The sequence below is a fragment of the Nocardioides jishulii genome, from assembly GCF_006007965.1.
GTDB lineage: Bacteria > Actinomycetota > Actinomycetes > Propionibacteriales > Nocardioidaceae > Nocardioides > Nocardioides jishulii.
Map to the genome: position 1 here is coordinate 1,512,909 of NZ_CP040748.1, position 23,131 is coordinate 1,536,039.

Annotated in this window: 23 protein-coding genes; 20 read left to right on the forward strand and 3 right to left on the reverse strand. The window is 71.2% G+C overall.

From position 1 onward, the window contains the following. Together FCL41_RS07105 and FCL41_RS07110 are read right to left on the reverse strand one after the other, a co-directional pair. A complete protein-coding gene (locus FCL41_RS07105) occupies positions 1-1,218 on the reverse strand; it encodes an amino acid deaminase/aldolase (protein WP_137066810.1) in 1,218 nt (405 codons plus the stop codon). Further along, positions 1,215-1,688 carry a cellulose synthase gene (locus tag FCL41_RS07110; protein WP_137066811.1) on the reverse strand — a complete coding sequence of 158 codons (474 nt, stop codon included), beginning with the start codon at positions 1,686-1,688 and terminating at the stop codon, positions 1,215-1,217. The genes FCL41_RS07105 and FCL41_RS07110 overlap by 4 nt, the downstream gene beginning before the upstream one ends. Positions 1,689-1,728: 40 nt before the next feature. Here FCL41_RS07110 and FCL41_RS07115 point away from each other — a divergent pair, with 40 nt between their 5' ends. The 6 genes from FCL41_RS07115 (at position 1,729) to FCL41_RS07140 (ending at position 5,008) form a co-directional block, all read left to right on the forward strand. Next, on the forward strand, positions 1,729-2,247 hold the full coding sequence (locus FCL41_RS07115) for an SseB family protein (protein WP_137066812.1): 519 nt from the start codon (positions 1,729-1,731) through the stop codon (positions 2,245-2,247). Positions 2,248-2,511: 264 nt separating this feature from the next. Next, on the forward strand, positions 2,512-3,231 hold the full coding sequence (gene infC / locus FCL41_RS07120) for a translation initiation factor IF-3 (RefSeq protein WP_239021860.1): 720 nt from the start codon (positions 2,512-2,514) through the stop codon (positions 3,229-3,231). Between the two features lie 67 nt (positions 3,232-3,298). Beyond that, entirely contained in the window at positions 3,299-3,493 is a 195-nt protein-coding gene (gene rpmI, locus FCL41_RS07125) for a 50S ribosomal protein L35 (protein WP_137066814.1), read from the forward strand. An 82-nt stretch (positions 3,494-3,575) separates the two neighbouring features. Beyond that, positions 3,576-3,959, forward strand: coding sequence for a 50S ribosomal protein L20 (gene rplT / locus FCL41_RS07130; protein ID WP_137066815.1), 384 nt, complete (start codon positions 3,576-3,578; stop codon positions 3,957-3,959). 9 nt (positions 3,960-3,968) lie between these two features. Beyond that, the gene (locus tag FCL41_RS07135; protein ID WP_137066816.1) at positions 3,969-4,748 is read left to right on the forward strand and encodes a TrmH family RNA methyltransferase; all 780 of its coding nucleotides are present in this window, start codon (positions 3,969-3,971) and stop codon (positions 4,746-4,748) included. Positions 4,749-4,768: 20 nt separating this feature from the next. Beyond that, positions 4,769-5,008, forward strand: coding sequence for a DUF4031 domain-containing protein (locus tag FCL41_RS07140; RefSeq protein ID WP_239021827.1), 240 nt, complete (start codon positions 4,769-4,771; stop codon positions 5,006-5,008). On the opposite strand, the gene FCL41_RS07145 is transcribed toward FCL41_RS07140, so the two are convergent. After that, positions 4,956-5,606 carry an HD domain-containing protein gene (locus FCL41_RS07145; protein WP_239021828.1) on the reverse strand — a complete coding sequence of 217 codons (651 nt, stop codon included), beginning with the start codon at positions 5,604-5,606 and terminating at the stop codon, positions 4,956-4,958. The two genes, FCL41_RS07140 and FCL41_RS07145, sit on opposite strands and share 53 nt — an antisense overlap. A gap of 29 nt (positions 5,607-5,635) precedes the next feature. Here FCL41_RS07145 and FCL41_RS07150 point away from each other — a divergent pair, with 29 nt between their 5' ends. The 14 genes from FCL41_RS07150 to argG all read left to right on the forward strand — a co-directional run bounded on the left by FCL41_RS07150 (position 5,636) and on the right by argG (position 23,092). Beyond that, on the forward strand, positions 5,636-6,688 hold the full coding sequence (locus tag FCL41_RS07150; protein ID WP_239021829.1) for a sensor histidine kinase: 1,053 nt from the start codon (positions 5,636-5,638) through the stop codon (positions 6,686-6,688). Positions 6,689-6,779: 91 nt separating this feature from the next. Then, positions 6,780-7,478, forward strand: coding sequence for a response regulator transcription factor (locus FCL41_RS07155; protein WP_137066819.1), 699 nt, complete (start codon positions 6,780-6,782; stop codon positions 7,476-7,478). Continuing rightward, positions 7,475-10,051 carry a DUF4153 domain-containing protein gene (locus FCL41_RS07160; protein WP_137066820.1) on the forward strand — a complete coding sequence of 859 codons (2,577 nt, stop codon included), beginning with the start codon at positions 7,475-7,477 and terminating at the stop codon, positions 10,049-10,051. The genes FCL41_RS07155 and FCL41_RS07160 overlap by 4 nt, the downstream gene beginning before the upstream one ends. Before the next feature lie 230 nt (positions 10,052-10,281). Next, entirely contained in the window at positions 10,282-11,379 is a 1,098-nt protein-coding gene (gene pheS / locus FCL41_RS07165; protein ID WP_137066821.1) for a phenylalanine--tRNA ligase subunit alpha, read from the forward strand. A 10-nt stretch (positions 11,380-11,389) separates the two neighbouring features. Next, positions 11,390-13,882 (forward strand): phenylalanine--tRNA ligase subunit beta, encoded by a 2,493-nt coding sequence (gene pheT / locus FCL41_RS07170; protein WP_137066822.1) that lies wholly within the window; start codon positions 11,390-11,392, stop codon positions 13,880-13,882. Between the two features lie 107 nt (positions 13,883-13,989). Continuing rightward, positions 13,990-15,366, forward strand: coding sequence for an SGNH/GDSL hydrolase family protein (locus tag FCL41_RS07175; protein WP_137066823.1), 1,377 nt, complete (start codon positions 13,990-13,992; stop codon positions 15,364-15,366). A 64-nt stretch (positions 15,367-15,430) separates the two neighbouring features. Continuing rightward, positions 15,431-16,471: an N-acetyl-gamma-glutamyl-phosphate reductase gene (argC, locus tag FCL41_RS07180; protein WP_137066824.1), complete on the forward strand. Its 1,041-nt coding sequence runs from the start codon at positions 15,431-15,433 to the stop codon at positions 16,469-16,471. Further along, the gene (locus FCL41_RS07185; protein ID WP_137066825.1) at positions 16,468-16,869 is read left to right on the forward strand and encodes an ACT domain-containing protein; all 402 of its coding nucleotides are present in this window, start codon (positions 16,468-16,470) and stop codon (positions 16,867-16,869) included. The genes argC and FCL41_RS07185 overlap by 4 nt, the downstream gene beginning before the upstream one ends. A 24-nt stretch (positions 16,870-16,893) precedes the next feature. Then, on the forward strand, positions 16,894-18,045 hold the full coding sequence (argJ, locus tag FCL41_RS07190; protein ID WP_137066826.1) for a bifunctional glutamate N-acetyltransferase/amino-acid acetyltransferase ArgJ: 1,152 nt from the start codon (positions 16,894-16,896) through the stop codon (positions 18,043-18,045). Then, positions 18,042-18,977: an acetylglutamate kinase gene (argB, locus tag FCL41_RS07195; RefSeq protein WP_212723179.1), complete on the forward strand. Its 936-nt coding sequence runs from the start codon at positions 18,042-18,044 to the stop codon at positions 18,975-18,977. The genes argJ and argB overlap by 4 nt, the downstream gene beginning before the upstream one ends. Continuing rightward, positions 18,974-20,164, forward strand: a complete 1,191-nt coding sequence (locus FCL41_RS07200) for an acetylornithine transaminase (RefSeq protein WP_137066827.1) — start codon at positions 18,974-18,976, stop codon at positions 20,162-20,164. Before argB ends, FCL41_RS07200 begins: the two co-directional genes overlap by 4 nt. Continuing rightward, entirely contained in the window at positions 20,161-21,084 is a 924-nt protein-coding gene (gene argF, locus FCL41_RS07205; RefSeq protein WP_137066828.1) for an ornithine carbamoyltransferase, read from the forward strand. Before FCL41_RS07200 ends, argF begins: the two co-directional genes overlap by 4 nt. Next, positions 21,081-21,659, forward strand: coding sequence for an arginine repressor (locus FCL41_RS07210; RefSeq protein WP_137066829.1), 579 nt, complete (start codon positions 21,081-21,083; stop codon positions 21,657-21,659). The genes argF and FCL41_RS07210 overlap by 4 nt, the downstream gene beginning before the upstream one ends. After that, complete coding sequence (argG, locus tag FCL41_RS07215; RefSeq protein WP_137066830.1) at positions 21,656-23,092, forward strand: argininosuccinate synthase; 1,437 nt, start codon at positions 21,656-21,658, stop codon at positions 23,090-23,092. Before FCL41_RS07210 ends, argG begins: the two co-directional genes overlap by 4 nt. Positions 23,093-23,131: the final 39 nt, after the last annotated feature.

The following is a 23,131-nucleotide window of genomic DNA, read 5'->3' on the forward strand; positions in this document are numbered from 1 at the left end:
TCAGAAGGCCTGGCCCTGGCCGCGGTAGCTCGGCACGGAGTCGACGATGCGGTCACCCCGCACCAGGTGCGCCGTGGTGACGTGCTCGAAGAGCTCGCCCGACTTCGCGTGCCGGAACCACACCAGATCACCGATGGCGAGGCTGGACGCAGGGTCGCCGACCAACGGGGTCTGCACCTCGCCCGCCCCTTCGAGCCCGGTCAGGTGGAGGCCCGGGGGAGCCCACGGCAGGGGTGCCCGGTCGAGCCCCGGGGCGCCGGAGCCGACCAGCCCGCCGCCGTGGACCGTGGCCATGGTGGCCGTCGGACGCCGGGTGACCGGGAGGCCGAAGAAGGCGGCCGGTCGAGGCGTGAAGGACTGGTAGTGGTCGAACAGCGTGGGCACCAGGAGCCCTGACCCGGCAGCCAGCTCGGTGACGGCAGGGTCAGCGCCGGTCGTCTCGAGCGAGCCCGACCCCCCGGCGTTCCAGAACTCCAGCGGGGCGATCTCGCGCAGGGCCGAGGCGAGGTGGTGCCGTCGCTCGGCCAGCTGGTGCAGCGACGCCTTCTTGAGCTGACGCACGATCGCCGACCGGGCGCGCTGGCCGGGCACGACGTCAGGAAGGCCGGCGACCTGGCCTTCGTAGGTCATGACCCCGACGAGACGGAAGCCCGGTCGCCCGGCGACGAGGCGGGCGAGGCCGAGGACCTGCTCGGGGGAGTGCAGGGGCGACCGCTTGGGCCCGACGTGCTGGCCGGCCAGGCGCAGGCCCGCGTCGACGTCGAGCGCCACCCGCACCTCCACGTCGCTGCCCCGGACGGCGTCCACGAGGTCCAGGTGGGCCGGGTCGTCGACCATCAGGGTCACGGCGCGAGCCGCGGAGTCCGACGTCGTGAGGCGGGCCAGCGCTCCGCGGTCGACGCTGGGGTAGGCCACGAGCAGGTCGTCGCACACCCCTTCGTCGTGCAACCACAGGGCCTCACGGAGTGAGTAGGAGAGCACGCCGGCGAAGCCGGGGACTTCCAGGGCGCGACGGATGAGCGCGGGGACGCGCAACGACTTCGATGCGACCCGGATCGGTGTGCCCGCGGCGCGGCGCACCAGGTCGTCGGCGTTGGCGTCGAAGGCGTCGAGGTCGACCACGGCCAGGGGCGTGGGGAGTGGCTCGGGGTGCTGGTCGACGGCACGCCGGAGCCGGGTCCAGAGCTGGTTGCGCTCGACCCAGGAGGGATCGGTCACTGGATGCCTCTCCGGCGCAGCAGCTCCTCGATGTCGTCGAACTCGTCGTCGTGCGCCGGCGCCTGCGGCCGGCTGCCCGGCTTCGTGCCGGGGGAGACCTGGCGGGTGCCTCTGCCAGTGACAGCGCCCCTGCCCTCGACGAGCTCACCCCGCCCGGCGCGGCCTGCCCCGGGCCGCCGGTGGTCGACCGCCCGGGCGACCACCAGGAGCAGCCCGGACAGGGCGGCGGAACCGATGCCGACCCACACCTGGGGCGAGAAGGCGAGGGTGGTGGCCCACTGGGAGATTGCGGTGGCGATCCGGGTGAACATGCTCAGGGTCCCGGTCAGCCACGCTGCGGGGACGAGAAGCGTCACCGCCACGCCTCGCAGACCGGGCGCGAGGCCACGGTGCCGGAAGGCCCACCAGGAGTACAGGGAGCCCAGCACGGTGAGGGTCAGCGCGAGTGCTGCCCAGGTCACGTTGTCCACTGCGCCAGCGTCCCACACCGGAGACTAGGCTGGGAGCACCATGGTCGACCCGAACCGCTTCGCCGGAGCCGAGATCCTCCAGTCGTCCTTCCCCAACGACGACGGCAGCATCTCGCCCGCACTTGCCGCTGCCCTCGAGGCGTACGACGCCGATCCCGGCGCCTTCGCCGACGTCATCCACGCCCTGGCGCCCAGCCGTCTGCTCGTGCCAGTGGTGGCAGTGCTCGGCGAGGTGGAGTACGACGAGCAGGGGCTGGCCCACGACAAGTCGAGCGACATGGCGACGGTGCTCATCACGGGTGCGGACGGTCGTCAGGCGCTGCTCGCCTTCACCTCCACCGAGGCGCTGCACCGCTGGAACCCGCAGGCACGCCCCGTCCCGGTCCCCGCGCCCGTGGCAGCGCAGAGCGCCGTGCAGGAGAAGGCAGCCGCCCTGGTCGTCGACATCGCTGGCCCGGTCACCTTCGTGCTCGAGGAGAACGACCTCGACGCCTTCGCGGCGGGATGGACGCTCGCGCGGATCGGCGACCGGACCGGTTGGATCCGCCCCGGGGAGTGACCTCCACGGGTTCTTCCCCCGGGACACCGCCCCGTGAATTGGCGCGGCGGGAATGCTCCGCTATGGTTGGCGCGTTGACCGATCTGTCCGGCACCGTCGGACGGATCACCAAGCGGAGGCAAGCACCACGTCTCCCACCCGCATCGACCGAGACAGGTCGTCGGGTCCGGTCAGGGCATGATCTCGCAAGGATCGTGTCCGGCACACGTCCGGAGGACGTGCGTGACTGGCTTCCGCTATCGACGAGCGGGAGCCATTCGTCATTTGCGGCGAACGACCACGCACACAACCACTGGAGGACACATCAGTACTGAGTTGCGCATCAACGACCGGATCCGAGTTCCCGAGGTCCGGCTCGTGGGTCCCAACGGCGAGACGGTCGGCATCGTTCCGACCGACCAGGCACTGAAGCTTGCCCAGGAAGCCGACCTCGACCTCGTCGAGATCGCTCCTCAGGGCCGGCCCCCCGTCTGCAAGCTCATGGACTACGGGAAGTTCAAGTACGAGAACGCCCAGAAGGCCCGTGACGCACGACGGAACCAGACGAACGTCATCATCAAGGAGATGAAGCTTCGTCCCAAGATCGACCAGCACGACTACGAGACGAAGAAGGGCCACGTGGTCCGCTTCCTCAAGGCTGGCGACAAGGTCAAGATCACGATCATGTTCCGTGGTCGTGAGCAGCACCGCCCCGAGCTCGGCTTCCGCCTGCTGCAGAAGCTGGCCGAGGACGTGGAGGAGCTGGGCTTCGTCGAGTCGTCGCCCAAGCAGGACGGTCGCAACATGATCATGGTCCTGGGCCCGCACAAGAAGAAGGCCGACGCCAAGGTCGACGTGCAGGCCGAGAAGGACGCCAAGGTCGCCGAGCGCGCCGCGGCTGCCGAGGAGGACCGCGCAGGCCGGGCGCCGAAGGAAGGCCAGGCCGTCGCGCAGAAGAAGGAGCGCAAGCGCTCCGAGAACCTGGACCCCGAGATCGAGGCCTGAGCTCCACCCCCATACTTCGGCGGCCTGTGAGGTCGTCGTACGCACCACGAGTAGAGAGAGCATCGAGATGCCGAAGAACAAGAGCCACTCCGGTGCCGGCAAGCGCTTCCGCGTGACCGGCTCGGGCAAGATCCTTCGCGAGAAGGCTGGCAAGCGCCACAACCTCGAGAAGAAGTCTTCGAAGGTCACCCGTCGCATGACTGGCACCGTCGAGCTCGCCGCGGCCGACGTGCCCCGCGCCAAGAAGCTGCTCGGTCGCTGATCCTGCGTCGTATCCCCACCCCCGACTTTCGGTGACTGCCTCGAAGCAGTCCGCCGGTCTTTCAAGCAACAAGGAGTAAGAAATGGCACGCGTCAAGCGGGCAGTCAACGCCCAGAAGAAGCGCCGGGTAATCCTCGAGCGCGCATCGGGCTACCGCGGTCAGCGTTCGCGCCTCTACCGCAAGGCCAAGGAGCAGGTCACCCACTCCCTGGTCTACAACTACAACGACCGCCGCAAGAACAAGGGCAACTTCCGCAAGCTGTGGATCCAGCGCATCAACGCTGCTGCCCGCGCCAACGGCATGACCTACAACCGCTTCATCCAGGGCCTGAACCTGGCTGGCATCGAGGTCGACCGCAAGATCCTGGCCGAGCTGGCCGTCAGCGACGCCCCGGCGTTCGCCACCCTGGTCGAGGCTGCCAAGGCCGCCCTGCCCGAGGACGTCAACGCCCCCAAGGCCTCTTGATCCTCTGACGTGAACACTCCTCTGTCGCACGCGAACAGCCGCGTCAAGGAGGCACGGAAGCTCAGCCGCCGCTCGGTGAGAACCGAGCGGCGGCTTTTCCTTGCCGACGGCCCCAAGGCCGTCGAGGGCGCCCTCACGGTGCCCGGTTGCGTGGTCGAGGTCTTCGCCACCGTCGCCGCCGCCGAGCAGTACGCGGCGCTCCTGGTCGACGTGCCCCAGCTCTGGCTCGTCGAGGACCGGGCGATGGACTCGCTCTCCGACTCCGTCAGCCCCGCGGGCGTCGTCGCCGTCTGCCGCTTCCTCGACGTCGACCTGGCTGACGTCCTCTCGTCGTCCCCCCGTCTCGTCACCGTCTGCGCCGACGTGCGCGACCCCGGCAACGCCGGCACGGTGATCCGTACCAGCGACGCCGCCGGTGCCCAGGCCGTCGTGCTGGCCGGCCACAGCGTCGACCCCTACAACCCCAAGACCGTCCGGGCCAGCGTCGGCAGCCTCTTCCACCTTCCCGTCGTCCTGGTCGACGACCCGGGCCAGGTCGTCCGGGCGCTCCAGGAAGCGGGCCTCACCGTCCTGGCGGCCGACGGAGCCGGTGAGGTCGACCTCTTCGACGCTGACCTCGCGCCGGCCACGGCGTGGCTCTTCGGCAACGAGGCGTGGGGGCTGCCCGACGAGCTCGCGGCCCTGGCCGACCACCGCGTCTCGATCCCGATCCACGGCAGCGCCGAGAGCCTCAACCTCGCCACGGCGGCGGCCGTCTGCCTCTACGCGAGCGCTCGCGCCCAACGGTGATCGTCATCGATCCTCCGGCCGTGCACCGCTACGGCCGCACCTGGTCCCACCTGGCCAGCGACACCTCGTTGACGGAGCTGCACGCCTTCGCCCGCGCCCAGGGGATCCCTGAGCGGGGCTTCGACCGCGACCACTACGACGTACCCGCCGAGTACCACGCGGCGATGGTGGCCGCCGGCGCGGTCGAGGTGACCTCGCGCGAGCTCGTCATCCTCCTGCGCCGGGCCGGCCTGCGTCGTCCGAAGCCGCTGGCCGACTGAGCTGCTGCAGCTCGCGGGCGACGTTGTCGCGTGCCCTGTCCTCCCAGGCAGCGCGGCCGTGGGCGGTGCGGAAGAGCGCGGGGCGCTGGAGGAGCGTACGCAGGACCTCGGCGCGCCCCTGCCGGAAGAGCGCGTCGGGCACGGTGGCGTACTCGTGCCGCACCCCGGCCGCGTACTCGTCGTAGCGCTCGGAGGGAGCAGCGAGGATCGCCAGGTCGGCGTCGCAGAGCGCTTCACCGTCGCGGTCACCCGGAGCGGGGTCGTGGTCCCGGGTGAGCAGGACGAGGCGTACGACCTCGGCGCGCTCGGGATGCTCCGCCAGCTCGCGCTCGGCCCACGCGGCGGAGCGACCCTCGGGGTCGGGTTCGGCGTCGTACACCGCGTCGTGGAACCAGGCGGCGAGCCGTACCGTCGCCAGGTCGTCGACGTGGTCGGCCAGCTCGTCCAGGTGGGCCAGCACCTCGCTCAGGTGAGTCAGGCCGTGGTGACCGCGGCTCGACGAGGCGTAGGCGCGCGTCAGGGCGTCGCGCAGGTCGGTGCGCCCGGGCAGGGGCCACCAGGCAGCGAGCGAGGGCGGTGGGGCAGGGTCGGAGGACACGCCCCCATTCAACTCGCTACATTCGGCGCGTGACTCACGAGTGGCTCGACCAGCTCCCCGACGGGGTGGTCATCGCCGACCGCCATGGCCGGGCGGAGTTCGTCAACGCCCCGGCTCGCGCCATGCTCGGCGAGGGGGCCCGGCCCGGGCAGGCGTTGGAGGACGTCCTCGCGCTGGTCGACCACCGCGGCACCAGCTGGTGGGAGCACAACCAGCCGTACGCGGGTCTCGGCATCCGTTCCGGGGTGCCGGAGCAGTCGTGGCTCCTGCCCGACGGCAGCGAGGTCCTGGTCGTCGCGCGGCTGCACCGCGTCGCTCCCGGCGCTCCGATCGAGCAGGTCGCCCTCACCCTGCGCAGCGGTCGGGGTCGTGCACGCCTGGACCGCGAGCGGTCGGACCTCGTCGCCACGGTCGCCCACGAGCTGCGCTCGCCGCTGACCGGGGTCAAGGGCTTCGTGCAGGCGCTGCTCAACCGGTGGGACGTGCTCAACGACGAGCAGAAGAAGCTCATGCTCGCCACCGTCAACTCCGACGCCGACCGACTGGTGCGGCTGATCGCGGAGCTCCTCGACGTGGCCCGGCTCGACACCGGGCGACTGAGCATCTATCCCCGCGAGGTCGACGCGCAGGTGCTCGTCGGACGCGTCGTCGACTCGGTCTCCTCGGCCACGGCACGCCCCCTGCGGCTGGACGTGGCCGAGTTCGACGAGGGAGCCCTGGAGGCCTTCGCCGATCCCGACAAGTTCACCCAGGTGGTCACCAACCTGGTCGAGAACGCGGTGCGCCACGGCGGCGGCGAGGTCGTCGTACGCGTACGTCACCTCGGGGAGGAGTCCGACTTCCCCGGCGTCAGCGTCGAGGTCAGCGACGAGGGCGAGGGCATCCCCGAGATCCTGCGCAAGCGGGTGCTCACCAAGTTCTGGACCCAGGGGTCGAGCGGCGGCAGCGGGTTGGGCATGTACATCGCCCACGGCTTGACGCGGGCCCACGGCGGGGACCTCGCCATCGGTGACCGGGAGGGCGGGGGAGCCCTCGTCACGGTGCGCTGGCCATCGGTCGACTGGCGCGACCACGTGCGATGAGCGCGCTCGCGACGGACCCGGTCCGGACCCGCACAGAACCTTCACGAGTTGAGCGACCTTCCTGCACGGCCCGGTTCCTAGGGTCAGGGGCATGAAGAGACGCACAGTGCTGCTGGTCGAGGACGAGCGCACCATCAGCGACGCCCTGGCTGACCGGTTCCGGTCCGAGGGCTACGAGGTGGCCCAGGCCTTCGACGGCCCCTCGGCCGTCCAGACCGCCGAGGCGTTCCAGCCGGACGTCGTGGTGCTCGACGTCATGCTGCCGGGCTTCGACGGGCACGAGGTCTGCCGACGCATCCAGGCGACGCGCCCCGTCCCCGTCCTCATGCTGACGGCCCGGGACGAGGAGGCCGACGTGCTCGTCGGACTCGGCGTCGGAGCCGACGACTACCTGACGAAGCCCTTCCGGATCCGCGAGGTCGTCGCCCGGGTGGCGGCCCTGCTGCGCCGCGTCGAACGGGCCTCGGCGCTCTCCTCCCAGGACGCACCGGCCGACGCGGAGGTGCTGCGGGTGGGTGACCTCGAGGTCGACCTGGCCGAGCGTCGGGTGCGCGTCGCCGGGGGAGAGGTCCACCTGACTCGCACCGAGTTCGACCTGCTCGCGGTGCTGGCAGGTGAGCCGGGCCGGGTGCAGAGTCGCGAGCGCCTGCTCGCCGAGGTCTGGGACTGGGCCGACGCCGCCGGCACCCGCACGGTCGACAGCCACGTGAAGGCGGTGCGGCAGAAGATCGGTCCCGAGCGCATCCGCACCGTGCACGGCGTGGGGTACGCCCTGGAAGCGGTGCGATGAGCGCGCTCACCCGGATCAGCTCCATCAAGGTGAAGCTCGGTCTGCTGGTCGTCGCGGCCTCCCTCGTCACGGCGTTGGTCGCCACGGTGGGCAGCGCCGCCGGCGTCTCGCCCTGGCTCACCCTGCCGGTGACCCTGTTCCTCGCCCTGCTCGTGACCCAGCTGCTCGCCTCGGGGATGGTCGCCCCGCTCGTGCAGATGACCGAGGCCGCCCGGGCGATGGCGAGGGGTGCCTACGACGCCCGCGTCCTCACCGCCAACGCCGACGAGGTGGGTGAGCTGGCGCGCTCCTTCAACGTGATGGCCGCTGACCTGCAACGCGTCGACGCCGAGCGCCGTGACCTGATCGCGACCGTGTCGCACGAGCTGCGTACGCCGGTGGCTGCCCTCAGCGCCCAGCTGGAGAACCTGGCCGACGGTGTGGTCGAGCCGACCCCGGAGCGGCTCGGCTCCACCCTGGCCAGTGCCGAGCGTCTGGGTGACCTGCTGGCCGACCTGCTCGCCCTGTCGCGCCTGGAGGCCGGGGTCGTCGACCTCGACCCGGTGGCGGTGGACCTCTCCTCACTCGTCGCGGGCTGCGCCGAGGAGGTGGCTGCCGCGGGGAGGGACGTCGACATCGAGGTCGACGTGCCCGCCGACATGCAGGTCTGGGCCGACCCGGTCAGGTTGCGCCAGCTGCTCATCAACGGACTCGACAACGCCGCCCGGCACGCCCCTGAGGGGACGGCCGTCGAGGTCCACGCCGGGGGTGGCGAGGACGGCTCGTGGTGGCTCGAGGTGCTGGACGCCGGAGCCGGAGTCGCCCCCGCTGACCGCGAGCGCGTCTTCGAGCGCTTCGGCACCGATGCCGAGGGCGGCGGCACCGGTCTGGGCCTCGCGGTCTCGCGCTGGGTCGCTCGCCTGCACGGCGGCTCGTTGGCCTTCGTCGACCCCGAGCCCGGTCGTACGGGCGCGCGGTTGCGCCTGGAGGTGCCCGGACCACGCCTCGTGGCCGCCCGCAGCGGAGCCACCCCGCAGCAGGTCGTTCCCGCTCCGGCGTTCACGGTTCCCGTCGGGTCCGCGCCCGGCACCACCCCGGTCCCGGCGGACGACTCCACGGCGTTCCTCTTCGGGGGGCGTTGGCCCGAACGTCGTCCTGACCGGGCGCCATGGATCGTCGCGGCTGCCGCCCTCGTCGGGGTGCTGGCTGCGGCCACGGTGGTCGGGGTCGGCCCGGGGCTCATGTGGTCGCTCGTGCTGGTGGCGGCCGGAGCGGTGGCCTGGACGGCCTCGCCCCGACGTACGCAGCCGTTCACGGTGCTGTGCACGACGCTGGCCACGGCCGCGGTCCTGAGCATGACGATCCACCTGCAGGGGGGTGTGACCGCGTTGGCCCTCTTCGCGGCCGCGGGCACCTTCCTCGCCGGTGTCACCGGGGCGACGACGCTGCGGGGCATGCTCGTGTCCGGACTGGCCTGGCCGATGTCCGCACTGCGTGGCCTGGCCTGGCTGGGACGCTCGCTCCAGGTCACAGGCCACCGGTCGCGACGGACGGCCGTGGTGCGGACCGTTGCCGCCTCGCTGGTCGGCCTGGCCGTCTTCGGCTTCCTGCTCGTCAGCGCGGACGCCATGCTCACCGACTGGGTCACCCGCCTGGTCCCGGACATCAGCGTGGACACCGCCGTGGCGCGCACGTTCGTCGCCCTGGCCATCGGCGGCATGACCTTGGCCGCGGCCTACCTGGCCCTCAACCCACCTGAGGTCGACCCGCGCCCCGGGCACGGCCTGACGGCTACCAACCGCTGGGAGTGGGTGGTCCCGGTCCTGGCCGTGGTGGCGGTCTTCGCGGTCTTCGTCGTCGTCCAGGTCACCGTGGTGATCGGTGGTGACGCCTACGTGCGTCGCACCACCGGACTGACCTACTCCGAGTACGCCCGCCAAGGCTTCTTCCAGATGGTGCTGGCGACCGCGCTGGCCCTCGTCGTCGTCTGGCTGGCCGCCCGACGCGCGGGGACGACCACGCGCGATCGCCGCTGGCTGATCGGCACCACGGGCGCGCTCTGCCTGTTGGTGCTGGGCGTGGTGGCGACGGCGCTGGGTCGCCTCGCCGTCTACCAGGACGCGTACGGCTACACCGTCGCGCGGGTCCTGGCCTACGCCGTCGAGGGATGGCTCGGACTGGTCGTCCTCGCCGTGATGGTCCTCGGTGCCGTGGGACGCGGTGCGTTCGTCCCGCGGGTGGCGCTCGTCTCCGGGACGGCGATCATCGTCGCCCTGAGCTGGTTCAACACCTCGGCGTGGGTGGCCGAGCGCAACATCGATCGCTACGAGGCCACCGGCAAGCTCGACCTCCACTACCTCAGCGACCTCGGGGACGCAGCCTTCCCGGTCGTGGTGGAGCGGCTGCCCGCCTCGACTGCCGCCTGCGTGTGGGAGTTCGGTCCGCACGGTGACGGCATGCTGCCGATGGAGGCGTCCGAGCCGGTGGGACTACGTGAGTGGACGTGGGACCGGGCGCGGGCGGAGGAGGCCCTCTCCCACCTCCGGGACCAGGAGGTCGAGGACCTGCCTGCGGGGTGCTACGACGAGTACTGAGCGGGCTTGAGCAGTCCACGCGGTTCGGCGCAGCTCGCCGGGGCGTAGTCTGGGCGCGTGAGGTGGACCCAGCGATTTACCTGCCCCGGACCCGTCGCGGTTCGGGGGGTCTGACCGCGCGCCACGTCCTGGGCGTACGACTCACCTCCGTCGCCGGGTCCGGGGAGAAGCCCCGCCCCGTCCGACCCCTAGAATTCGCTGCGTCCGTGCACGCAGCTGGAAAGGGAGCCATGTCCGGCCCCAACAACGACTACGACCCTGTCGAAGTGACCCCGCTCAAGGCGGAGGAGGTCGACGCCCAGCGCGACGCCGCCCTCGCCGCGATCGCCGCAGCAGCCGACCTCGACGAGCTCAAGCAGGCCCGGCTCGACCATGCCGGCGACCGCTCCCCGCTGGCCCTGGCCAACCGGGAGATCGGGGCGCTGCCCCCGCAGGCGCGCAAGGAGGCCGGTCAGCGCATCGGCCAGGCGCGCGGCGCGGTCAACAAGGCGCTGGCCGAGCGCTCCGCGGTGCTCGAGGCCGAGCACGAGGAGCGGATGCTGGCGACCGAGACGGTCGACGTCACGCTGCCCACGACGCGTCGTCGCCGCGGCTCGCGCCACCCGATCACCATGCAGTCCGAGACCATCGCCGACATCTTCGTCGCGATGGGCTGGGAGATCGCCGAGGGGCCGATGGTCGAGGCGGAGTGGCTCAACTTCGACGCCCTCAACCTCGGTCCGGACCACCCGGCACGCACGATGCAGGACACCTTCTGGACCGAGCCGGCCGAGAACCACGTCGTGCTGCGCACCCACACCTCCCCGGTGCAGGCGCGCACGATGCTGACCCGCAAGCCGCCGATCTACGTCGCCTGCCCCGGTCGCGTCTTCCGCACCGACGAGTACGACGCGACCCACAGCCCGATGTTCCACCAGGTCGAGGGCCTGGTCGTCGACGAGGGCATCACGATGGCCCACCTCAAGGGCTCGCTCGACCACCTCGCCGCGCAGCTCTACGGCGAGGGCGTCACGACGCGCTTCCGTCCGTCGTACTTCCCGTTCACCGAGCCCAGCGCCGAGGTCGACCTGCGCTGCTTCGTCTGCCTGGGCGACAACTCCGAGGAGTGCCGCACCTGCCGTGGCGAGGGCTGGATCGAGTGGGGCGGCTGCGGTGTGGTCAACCCGCGCGTGCTCATCGCCTGCGGCATCGACCCTGAGGTCTACTCCGGCTTCGCGTTCGGCTTCGGCATCGACCGCACGTTCATGTTCCGCCACAACCTGACCGACCTGCGCCCGCTCTTCGAGGGCGACGTGCGCTTCGCGTCCGCGTTCGGCACCGAGATCTGAGGATCAGACCATGAAGGCACCCATCTCCTGGATCAAGGAGTACGTCGACGTCCCCGAGGGCGTCACGACCGACGAGATCACCCGTCGCCTCACCATGACCGGCCTCAAGCTCGAGGCGATCGTCAGCCCCGGTGCGGCCATCTCCGGCCCGCTGGTCATCGGCAAGGTGCTCACCAAGGAGCCCGAGCCGCAGAAGAACGGCAAGGTCATCAACTGGTGCACCGTCGACGTCGGCGACGCGAACGGCACCGGTGAGCCCCAGGGCATCGTCTGCGGCGCGCACAACTTCGAGCCCGGCGACCTGGTCGTGGTGATCCTCCCGGGCGGCGTGCTGCCCGGGAACTTCGCGATCTCCGCCCGCAAGACCTACGGCCACGTCTCCGCCGGCATGATCTGCTCCGCCTCGGAGCTGGGCCTCCCCGAGGGCTCGTTCGGCTCGGGCGAGGGCATCATCGTGCTGCCGGCCGACGCCGGCCAGCCGGGCGACGACGTACGTCCGGTGCTCGGTCTCGACGAGGAGGTCATCGAGTTCGAGGTCAACCCCGACCGGGCGTACGGCCTGAGCCTGCGCGGCATCGCCCGCGACGTGCTCGTCTCGGTCGAGGGCGCGAGCAACTTCCGTGACCCCGCGCTGCGCGACACCCCGCCGGCCAACGACGCCGGGCACCCCGTCGTGCTCGAGGACACCGTCGGCTGCCCGGTCTTCGTGGCCCGCAAGGTCACTGGTTTCGACCCGACGGCTCCCACCCCCGCGTTCATCGCCGACCGCCTCGTGGCCGCCGGCATGCGCTCGATCTCGCTGGCCGTGGACGTCACCAACTACGTGATGCTCGAGACCGGTCAGCCGATCCACGGCTACGACGCCGACAAGCTGCGCGGTCCCGTCGTGGTGCGCCGCGCGCAGGCGGGCGAGACCCTGACCACGCTCGACGGCACCGAGCGCCAGCTGCACCCCGAGGACCTGGTCGTCACCGACGACTCCGGCATCATCGGGCTCGGTGGCGTGATGGGCGGTGAGACGACGGAGATGTCCGCGACGACCACCTCGATCCTCGTCGAGTCGGCCCACTGGGAAGCCGTGTCGATGTTCCGCACCGGCAAGCGCCACAAGATCTCCTCGGAGGCCGGCAAGCGCAACGAGCGCGGCGTCGACCCGACGATCTGCGAGGCAGCCGCCGACCGTGTCGTCGAGCTGCTGGTGGCCCACGGCGGTGCCACCGCCGACCCCGGCGTCACCGTCGTCGGCACCCCGCCCGTCATCCCTGCGATCACCGTGGCCGGCGACAAGGCGGCCCGGGTCTCCGGGATGGACATCTCCGAGCAGACGGCGATCGAGGCCCTGCGCGCCGTGGGTTGCGAGGTCTCCGGCACCGGGACTCTCACGGTCGTCCCGCCGCCGTGGCGCCCGGACATCACCGACCCCCAGGACACCACCGAGGAGGTCGTCCGCCTCGTCGGCTACGACAAGGTGCCCTCGGTCCTGCCGATCCCGCCCGCCGGGCGGGGTCTCACCCGCGCCCAGCAGCTGCGTCGCCGTTTCGGTCGCGCGGCCGCGGCCGAGGGGTACGTCGAGGTCCTCACCTTCCCGTTCGTCGGCGAGGCCGACTTCGACGTCCTCGGGATCCCGGCCGACGACACGCGCCGCCACGCCCTGCGACTGGTCAACCCGCTGAGCAGCGAGCAGCCGTACATGACGACGACGGTCCTGCCCGGCCTGCTGCGCACCGCTGCGCGCAACGTCGGACAGGGCGCGGGCTCGTTCGGGATCTTCGAGACCGCGACCGTGACCCTGCCGCGCGACGTCGCGGCGCCGATCCTCCCCGTCGACCGCGGACCGAGTGCCGAGGAGCTCGAGGCGCTCAACGCCGCCGTGCCGGAGCAGCCCCTGCACCTGGCGCTCGTGGCCGTCGGCGAGGCCGACGGCTCCGGCTGGTGGGGCGAGGGACGTCCCGTCACGTGGGCCGACGCGGTGGAGGCCGTGCGTGCCGTGGCCGACTCGGTCGCCCTCGAGGTCACCACGCGTGGGGTCGAGCACGCTCCGTGGCACCCCGGTCGCTGTGCGGAGCTCTCCGTCGACGGCAAGGTCATCGGGCATGCCGGCGAGCTGCACCCGAAGGTGTGCGCGGCCCTCGGGCTCCCGCGTGGATCGGTGGCCGCCGAGGTCGACCTCGACGTGCTGATCGAGCGCTCGGTCCACCTACGTCCGGCGTCCGTCTTCTCCACCCAGCCGTTGGCGAAGGAGGACGTGGCGCTCGCCGTCGACGCCGACGTCCCCGCCGCGGACGTGGAGGCTGCCTTGCGCGAGGGGGCGGGCGACTTGCTCGAGTCGATCCGTCTCTTCGACGTCTACACCGGCGAGCAGGTGGGGGAGGGGCGCAAGTCCCTGGCCTACGCCCTGCGCTTCCGTGCCCCCGACAGGACGCTCACCGAGAAGGAGACGGCTGCCTTCCGGGAGGCTGCGGTCGCTGCGGCGGTCGAGAAGGTCGGCGCCGTCCAGCGCTGAGCACGACCGCAGCGACTCGCTGACGAACGGCCCACCCGGGGGACCCAGGTCCCGACGGGTGGGCCGTTCGCCTGTCGTCACGCTCCGGATCTGCTCCAATGGCGGCCATGGGGGAGACACGGTCACGCGCAGGGCTCGCGCGCCTGTCGGCGCTGGTGGCGACGACACTGGTGGGCGGGCTGACGGTTTCGACGGCGGCCGCGGCACGCCCGACGGGAGACGTACGCGGAGAGGACGAGCGTCGGGCGGCGGCCGCCACCTCGGTGATGGTCGTCGGCGACTCCGTCTCCCAGGCCTCGGTCGGTGACTACTCGTGGCGCTACTTCGCGTCCCGTCACCTCACGGCTGTGGGCGCCGGCGTCGACTTCGTCGGGGCCCGGACCACGCCCCACGTCCCCGCGGGGCAGACGTGGGCAGCTCGCTACAGCGACGACGACTTCGACCGCGACCACACCGCGATGTGGGGCGACTCCTTCTACTACCCCAACCAGGACCACTGGTCCCCGATGGTCGCCGCGCGTCCCGAGGTCGTCGTGCTGGCCCTGGGCACCAACGACTTCGGTGTGTGGAAGCGCAAGGCAGCCGATGTCGTCGCCAGCGCACGTACCTGGGTGACGGTGGCTCGTTCGGTGGTGCATTCCGCGGAGTTCGTCCTGGTGGAGATCCCCTGGGTGACCCACAAGCGGGTGAAGACCTACAACGCCTCCTTGCAGAAGGTGGCCGCGGAGCTCTCGACGGCCGAGTCACGGGTGGTCGTGGCTCGCACGTCCAAGGGTTACGTGATGGGCAAGGATGACGACCGTCCGGGCGACACCTACGACGACGTGCACCCCAACACCCGTGGGCAGGTGAAGATCGCGGCGGCGGTGACGGACGCTCTGGCCAGCCTCGGGATCGGGGTCGCCTACCCCCGACCACTGACGTTCCCCGCGGAGGGACCCCGCACCGCCCCCGTGCTCCGCGCCGCGAACGGCACGGCCAGGGTCAGGCTCGGCTGGCGCGTTCCGCCGGGCGCCACCAGCCACGACGTGTGGCGACGCGCCCCTGGCAGGCGGTGGGTGAGGGTGGCTCGTGCCCGGGCCGGGACGTCGTACGGGGCCAGGCGCCTGGCCTCCTGTCGTCGCTACGAGTTCCGGGTGCGTGCCCGCAAGGGATGGACGCTGGCCGCCCCCGACATGGCCTCCAACGTCGTCAGTGCACGGGTCGGCCCGCGGGTCGGCGCACGGACGACACCCACCGTGCGTCCCGGGTCGCGACACGTCCGGCTCAGCTGGAACCGCGTGGCGGGAGCGTGCTCCTACGGAGTGCGGATCAGTGTCGTCCACCGAGGGGAGGAGACCGTGCTGAAGCGAGGGGGCGTCAGGCCGCGGCTGGTCGTACGCGACCTTCCCCCGGGTGCCACGGTGACGGTCAGGGTGCGTGCAGTGGGTGCGGTGAACTCGGGCAGGTGGTCCGCACCGCGTGCGGCGCGAGTGAGGCGGTAGGGTCAGACCTCAGCGCTACCCCCGCCCCCGCTGGTGTAATGATCATGCGAGGTCATGTATATTCATGCACATGAGTCAGGTCAGAGTCGCCATCGCAGGAGCGAGCGGGTACGCCGGGGGTGAGGTGGCCCGCCTGCTGCTCGGCCACCCCGGGGTCACGATCGGCGCGCTCACCGGTGGCAGCAACGCAGGGGAGTCCTTCGGACGCCTCCAGCCGCACCTGGTCCCGCTGTCAGACCGGGTGCTCGAACCCACCACCGTCGAGGTCCTCTCCGGCCACGACGTCGTCTTCCTCGGCCTGCCCCACGGCCAGTCCGCCGAGATCGCGAAGGCGCTCCCCGAGAGCACCGTCGTCATCGACTGCGGGGCCGACTTCCGGCTCGCCGATGCAGAGGTGTGGGAGAAGTTCTACGGCTCGCCGCACGCCGGGACGTGGCCCTACGGGCTCCCCGAGCTGCCCGGGCAGCGCGATGCGCTCACCGACGCCACCCGGATCGCAGTGCCCGGCTGCTACCCGACCATCTCCAGCCTCACCATCGCCCCGGCGCTCGGCGCCGGTCTGGTGAAGCCCGAGGTCACCGTGGTCGCCGCCTCCGGGACCTCGGGTGCCGGCAAGGCTGCCAAGACCAACCTCCTCGGCTCCGAGGTGATGGGCAACGTCAGCGCCTACGGCGTCGGCGGGGTCCACCGGCACACGCCCGAGATCGCCCAGAACCTGCGCGCCGTCGCGGGCACCGACGTCGTCGTCTCCTTCACGCCCCTGCTCGTGCCGATGCCGCGCGGCATCCTGGCCACCGTCTCCGCGCCCCTGGTCGACGCCGGTACCACCGCAGCCCAGGCCCGCGAGGCGTACGCCGCCGCGTACGCGGACGAGCAGTTCGTCCACCTGCTGCCTGAGGGCATGTGGCCCCAGACGCAGTCCGTGCTCGGCTCCAACGCCGTGCACCTCCAGGTCACCGTCGACCAGGCCGCTCAGCGCCTGGTGGCTGTCGGCGTCGTCGACAACTTGGCGAAGGGCACTGCCGGCGCCGCCGTGCAGTGCATGAACATCGCCCTCGGACTTCCCGAGGCGACCGGACTCACCACCGTGGGGTTGGCACCATGACCGAACAGACCTACACCCTTGAGCAGTTCCCCGAGCAGCTGGCCGTGGTCCGGCTCGGACCGGGGGCACCGATCCCGGCCTGGGCCGAGTCGTCCTCGATCTTCTCGGTGACCGCGACCGCTACCGAGACCTCCGTCGTGTGCGCCGCGCGCAACGTCCCGACCAAGGCTCGCCACGAGCGTTCGTTCACCGCGTTCGCCGTCAAGGGCCCGCTCGACTTCGCCCAGACCGGCGTGCTGATCGCCCTGCTGACGCCGATGGCGGAGGCCGACATCAGCGTCTTCACGCTCTCGACCTTCGACACCGACTGGATCCTGGTGCCCAAGCAGCACGCGGACGCTGCGGCCGAGGCATGGCGACGACGAGGGCACACCGTTGCTCCCGCCGTCCCCGTCTGACCTCGTTCCCCGAAAGGCTCGCCCATGAGCGTCACCACCCCTGCCGGTTTCCTCGCGTCCGGAGTCCCGGCCGGACTCAAGTCGACCGGCGCCAAGGACTTGGCACTGGTCGTCAACACCGGCCCGACCTCCGACTCCGCGACCGTCTTCACCTCCAACCGCTGCAAGGCCAACCCGGTCCTGTGGAGCCAGGAGGTCGTCAAGGACGGCGTCGTGCGTGCCGTCGTCCTGAACTCCGGGGGAGCCAACTGCTACACCGGCGCCGAGGGCTTCCAGACCACCCACGCGGTCGCCGAGAAGGTCGCCGAGAAGGTCGGGATCGGGGCGATCGACGTCGTCGTGTGCTCCACCGGGCTGATCGGCCTGGCCAACCCGCGACAGAACCTGCTCGACGGCGTGGAGGCGGCGCACGCCGCCCTCTCGTCCGACGGCGGTGCCGACGCGGCGACCGCCATCATGACCACCGACACGGTCTCCAAGCAGGCAGTCGTCGAGGGGCCGGGATGGACGATCGGTGGCATGGCCAAGGGCGCCGGCATGCTGGCCCCCGCGCTGGCGACGATGCTCGTGGTCATCACCACCGATGCGGTCGTCCCCGCCGCTGACCTCGACACCGCCCTGCGGACCGCGACCCGGGTCTCCTTCGACCGCCTCGACTCCGACGGCTGCCAGTCCACCAACGACACGGTCACGCTCATGGCGTCGGGCGCCTCGGGCATCACGCCCCCGCTCGCCGACTTCACCGCTGCCCTCACCCAGCTCTGCACCGACCTGGCCATGCAGCTGCTGAAGGACGCCGAGGGTGCCGACCACGAGATCGCCATCACGGTGCTCAACGCGGCCAGCGAGGAGGACGCGGTGGAGGTGGGGCGCTCCATCGCCCGGTCCAACCTCTTCAAGGCCGCCGTCTTCGGCAACGACCCGAACTGGGGCCGGGTCCTGGCCTCCGTCGGCACCACGCAGGCGGCCTTCGACCCGGCCGACCTCGACGTGGCGATGAACGGGGTCTGGGTGTGCCGCAACTCCACGCCGCACGAGGACCCGGCGTCCGTCGACCTCACCGGTCGCGAGGTCAGCGTCACCGTCGACCTGAAGTCGGGTGACGCCCGGGCGACGATCTGGACCAACGACCTCACCCACGCCTACGTCCACGAGAACAGCGCCTACAGCTCATGAGCGAGAAGATGTCGAACCGGCCAGACCCCAAGAAGGCCGCCACCCTGGCCGCAGCCCTGCCTTGGCTGAAGAAGTACCACGGCCAGACCATCGTGGTGAAGTACGGCGGCAACGCCATGACCGACGACTCCCTCAAGGTCGCCTTCGCCGAGGACATCGCCTTCCTGCGCTTCGCCGGCTTCAAGCCGGTCGTCGTGCACGGCGGCGGTCCGCAGATCAACCGGATGCTGAAGAAGCTCGGCATCGAGTCGGAGTTCCGCGGTGGCCTGCGGGTCACCACCCCCGAGGCCATGGACGTCGTCCGCATGGTGCTCGTCGGTCAGGTGCAGCGGGAGCTGGTCGGGTTGATCAACTCCCACGGTCCGCTCGCCGTCGGGTTGTCGGGTGAGGACGCCGGCCTCTTCACGGCCACGCCGGCGGTCACCGTCGTCGACGGCGAGGAGGTCGACCTCGGCCTCGTGGGCGAGGTCTCCCAGGTGCGCCCCGAGGCTGTGCTCGACCTGGTCGAGGCCGGCCGCATCCCGGTGATCTCGTCGGTTGCCCCGGACGTCGAGGGTCAGGTGCACAACGTCAACGCCGACACCGCCGCCGCAGCGCTGGCCGTGGCGCTGGGTGCGGAGAAGCTCCTCGTGCTCACCGACGTGGAGGGGCTCTACCGCGACTACGGCAACTCCGACGACGTGATCCAGGAGATCAACCCGGAGTCGCTGGCCGAGATGCTGCCGACCCTCGACGCGGGCATGGTTCCCAAGATGCGGGCCTGCTACGACGCGGTCACCGGGGGAGTGGCGCGCGCAACCGTCGTCGACGGGCGCGAACCCCACGCCGTGCTCCTCGAGATCTTCACCGACGAGGGCGTGGGCACCCAGGTGCTCCCCGGCGTCGCGACGCGGATCCGCAACTCCTACTCCTCGGAAGGCAGCGACCGGTGACCACGACCTGGCAGGACCGCTACTCGGGCGCGGTGATGAACACCTTCGGCGTGCCCAAGCTCATGCTCGAGCGCGGTGCCGGTGCCCACGTGTGGGACGCCGACGGCAACGAGTACCTCGACATGCTGGCTGGCATCGCGGTCAACTCGCTCGGCCATGCCCACCCGGCCCTCGTCCAGGCGGTTTCCACGCAGCTCGCCACGCTGGGCCACGTCTCCAACCTGTTCGCCACCGAGCCCCAGCTCCGGCTGGCCGAGCGGCTGGTGGAGATGGTTGGCGGCGACGCCCGGGTCTTCTTGTCGAACTCCGGCACCGAGGCCAACGAGGCAGCCCTCAAGGTGACCCGCCGCACGGGGCGCACGAAGATCGTCGCCACCGAGGACGCCTTCCACGGCCGGACGATGGGAGCGCTGGCCTTGACGGCGACCGAGGCCTACCGCGCCCCGTTCGAGCCGCTGCCCGGCGACGTCGTCTGGGTGCCCTTCGGTGACGCGGAGGCGCTGGCCGCGGCCGTCGACGAGCAGACTGCGGCCGTCATCGTCGAGCCGCTCCAGGGTGAGGCCGGCGTCAACGTTCCCCCGCGCGACTACCTGCTCGCCGTCCGTGAGATCACCTCGCGCCACGGTGCCCTGATGTGGATCGACGAGATCCAGACCGGCATCGGCCGGACCGGCACCCTGCTGGCCCACCGCAACCCCGAGCTCTTCGACGGCGAGGTCGTGCCCGACCTGGTCACGCTCGCCAAGGGTCTCGGTGGCGGCGTCCCGATCGGGGCGACCGTGGCCCTCGGCGCGACCGCCTCCCTCCTCGTGCCGGGCAACCACGGCACGACGTTCGGGGGCAACCCGATCGCGACGGCGGCCGCCAACGCCGTGCTCGACACGATCGAGGACGACGACCTCCTCACCCACGTCGAGGGGGTGGGGGAGATCCTGCGCAAGGGTCTCGAGGCCGACCCCCGCGTCACGGAGATCCGTGGCGCCGGCCTGATGCTCGGCCTCACCCTGGCCGACTCCGTCGACACCGCCACGTTGGTCGACGCCGCGCTCGCCGCGGGGCTGATCATCAACGTCCCCCGCGTCGGCCGGGTCCGCCTGGTGCCGCCCCTGGTCCTCACGGTCGACGACGCCGAGCGCTTCCTGACCGCCTTCGCCACCGCCCTCGATGCAGCTGGAGTGTCCCCATGACCCGACACCTGTTGGCCGACGACGACCTCTCTCCCGCCGAGCAGGCCGAGGTCCTCGCCCTTGCCGCCGACCTCAAGGCCGCGCCGTACGACCACAAGCCGCTCGACGGTCCCGTCACCGTCGCGATGATCTTCGACAAGCCCACCCTGCGCACGCAGGCCTCCTTCGCAGCCGGCATCGCCGAGCTCGGTGGTCACCCGATGCTGGTCGACGGAGCGCTCGCCGGCGTCGGGGTGCGCGAGTCGGTGCCCGACGTCGCCCGGGTGCTCGGTCGCCAGGCGGGCCAGATCGTGTGGCGCACCTACGCGCAGAGCGCCCTCGAGGAGATGGCTGCGTTCTCCGGCGTCCCGGTCATCAACGCCCTCACCGACGACTTCCACCCCTGCCAGCTGCTCGCCGACCTCCTCACGATCTCGGAGCACAAGGGCGAGCTCGCAGGGCTGCGCGTGGTCTTCCTGGGCGACGCCGCCTGCAACATGGGGCACTCGTGGGCGCTCGCGGGAGCCACCGCCGGCATGCACGTGGTGCTGAGCGGCCCGAAGGGCTACCAGCCGCGGGAGGACATGGTCGAGCGTGCCCGCGCCATCGCCGCCACCACCGGTGGCTCGGTGACGGTCGAGGTCGACCCGTCGACCGCCGTCGCCGGCGCCGACGTCGTGGTCACCGACACGTGGGTCTCGATGGGCAAGGAGGACGAGGCCGCCACGCGACTCGCCGACCTCGCGCCGTACCGCCTCGACCAGGCGCTTCTCGACCGGGCCGCGCCGGACGCGATCGTCATGCACTGCCTGCCCGCCTACCGGGGCAAGGAGATCACCGCCGAGGTGCTCGAGGGCCCGGCGAGCGTCGTCTGGGACGAGGCGGAGAACCGCCGCCACGCCCAGAAGGCCGTGATGACCTGGCTGCAGGCACGCCGATGACCGCCGTCAGCCCGCTCACGAAGGGTGCGCGACACTCGCGCATCATCGACCTGGTGACCCACCACGAGGTGCGGTCCCAGGCAGAGCTGGCTGCCCTCCTCAGCGCGCAGGGCGTCACGGTCACGCAGGCCACGCTCAGCCGTGACCTCGTCGAGCTCGACGCGGTCAAGGTGCGCAACCCCGACGGCGCCCTCGTGTACGCGGTGCCGGCCGAGGGCGGCGACCGTTCGCCGACCGCGCCGCGCGAGACCGCCGCTGCCCTCGAGCGCGTCGCCAGGCTCTGCAACGAGCTCCTGGTGAGCGCCGAGGCGAGCGCCAACCTCGCGGTGCTGCGTACGCCCCCGGGCGCCGCGCAGTTCCTGGCGAGTGCCTTCGACCGGGCCGAGTTCCATGACGTCCTTGGCACCATTGCAGGTGACGACACCGTCATGGTGATCGCCCGTGACCCGCAGGGCGGGGCCGCACTGGCCGCGCGGTTCCTCGAGCTGGCGGAGTCCTCCGCGACGGCCAGCAGCACCACCCAGCAGAATCCTCCCCACATCCCCGCACGAAGCACAGCAAAGGACGACCAGTGAGCAAGGTCCTCACCTCCCTTCCCGTCGGCGAGCGCGTCGGCATCGCCTTCTCCGGTGGCCTCGACACCTCGGTCGCCGTCGCGTGGATGCGCCACCACGGCGCCATCCCGTGCACCTACACCGCCGACATCGGCCAGCCCGACGAGCCGGACATCTCCGGCGTCCCGGACCGGGCCAAGCTGTACGGCGCCGAGATCGCCCGCGCGGTGGACATCAAGCCCCAGCTGGTCGAGGAGGGCCTGGCCGCCATCGCCTGCGGTGCCTTCCACATCCGCTCGGGTGGCCGCTCGTACTTCAACACCACGCCGCTGGGACGTGCCGTCACGGGCACCCAGCTGGTGCGCGCGATGATGGAGGACGGCGTCAACATCTGGGGCGACGGCTCCACCTACAAGGGCAACGACATCGAGCGGTTCTACCGCTACGGCCTGATGGCCAACCCGGCCCTGCAGATCTACAAGCCGTGGCTGGACGCCGACTTCGTGACCGAGCTCGGTGGTCGTTCGGAGATGAGCCAGTTCCTGCTCGAGCACAACCTCCCGTACCGCGACTCGGTGGAGAAGGCGTACTCGACCGACGCCAACATCTGGGGCGCGACGCACGAGGCCAAGACGCTGGAGCACCTCGACGTCTCGCTGGAGACGGTCGAGCCGATCATGGGCGTGAAGTTCTGGGACCCGTCGGTCGCCATCGAGACCGAGGACGTCACCGTCCGTTTCGAGGCCGGTCGCCCGGTCGCGATCAACGGTCAGCGCTTCGACGACCCGGTCGCGCTGGTCATGGAGGCGAACCGCATCGGCGGACGCCACGGCCTGGGGATGAGCGACCAGATCGAGAACCGCATCATCGAGGCCAAGTCGCGCGGCATCTACGAGGCGCCGGGCATGGCGCTGCTGTGGATCACCTACGAGCGCCTGGTCAACGCGATCCACAACGAGGACACGGTCGCGCAGTACCACAACGAGGGCCGCAAGCTCGGTCGCCTGCTGTACGAGGGCCGCTGGCTCGACCCGCAGGCGCTGATGATCCGTGAGTCGATCCAGCGCTGGATCGCCTCCCTGGTCACCGGCGACGTCACCCTGCGACTGCGCCGCGGGGAGGACTACACGATCCTGAGCACCGAGGGTGACAACTTCTCCTACCACCCGGAGAAGCTCTCGATGGAGCGCACCGAGAACGCCGCCTTCGGGCCGGTCGACCGGATCGGGCAGCTCACCATGCGCAACCTGGACATCGCCGACTCGCGCTTCAAGCTCGAGCAGTACGCCAACCAGCCGCTCGACCAGGGCCAGGTGCTCGTCGAGAACGGCACGCTCTTCGGTGAGCTGCCCGCCGGTGGCGCCGCCGTCATCACGGCGAACGCCGACGTCGAGGACGAGTCCGCCGTGGAGAACGCCAGCGACGCCGCTGCCATGGAGTTCGGCGCCGACTGACCTCGGTCCCCACGCCGATCCCGGAACCACAGCCAGCAA

Bases quoted from the DNA above. Each gene is read 5' to 3' on its own strand.
- FCL41_RS07115 (WP_137066812.1), top strand. From the start codon at position 1,729: ATGGTCGACCCGAACCGCTTCGCCGGAGCCGAGATCCTCCAGTCGTCC.
- rpmI (WP_137066814.1), top strand. From the start codon at position 3,299: ATGCCGAAGAACAAGAGCCACTCCGGTGCCGGCAAGCGCTTCCGCGTG.
- rplT (WP_137066815.1), top strand. From the start codon at position 3,576: ATGGCACGCGTCAAGCGGGCAGTCAACGCCCAGAAGAAGCGCCGGGTA.
- FCL41_RS07155 (WP_137066819.1), top strand. From the start codon at position 6,780: ATGAAGAGACGCACAGTGCTGCTGGTCGAGGACGAGCGCACCATCAGC.
- FCL41_RS07160 (WP_137066820.1), top strand. From the start codon at position 7,475: ATGAGCGCGCTCACCCGGATCAGCTCCATCAAGGTGAAGCTCGGTCTG.
- pheS (WP_137066821.1), top strand. From the start codon at position 10,282: ATGTCCGGCCCCAACAACGACTACGACCCTGTCGAAGTGACCCCGCTC.
- pheT (WP_137066822.1), top strand. From the start codon at position 11,390: ATGAAGGCACCCATCTCCTGGATCAAGGAGTACGTCGACGTCCCCGAG.
- FCL41_RS07175 (WP_137066823.1), top strand. From the start codon at position 13,990: ATGGGGGAGACACGGTCACGCGCAGGGCTCGCGCGCCTGTCGGCGCTG.
- argC (WP_137066824.1), top strand. From the start codon at position 15,431: ATGCACATGAGTCAGGTCAGAGTCGCCATCGCAGGAGCGAGCGGGTAC.
- FCL41_RS07185 (WP_137066825.1), top strand. From the start codon at position 16,468: ATGACCGAACAGACCTACACCCTTGAGCAGTTCCCCGAGCAGCTGGCC.
- argJ (WP_137066826.1), top strand. From the start codon at position 16,894: ATGAGCGTCACCACCCCTGCCGGTTTCCTCGCGTCCGGAGTCCCGGCC.
- argB (WP_212723179.1), top strand. From the start codon at position 18,042: ATGAGCGAGAAGATGTCGAACCGGCCAGACCCCAAGAAGGCCGCCACC.
- argF (WP_137066828.1), top strand. From the start codon at position 20,161: ATGACCCGACACCTGTTGGCCGACGACGACCTCTCTCCCGCCGAGCAG.
- FCL41_RS07210 (WP_137066829.1), top strand. From the start codon at position 21,081: ATGACCGCCGTCAGCCCGCTCACGAAGGGTGCGCGACACTCGCGCATC.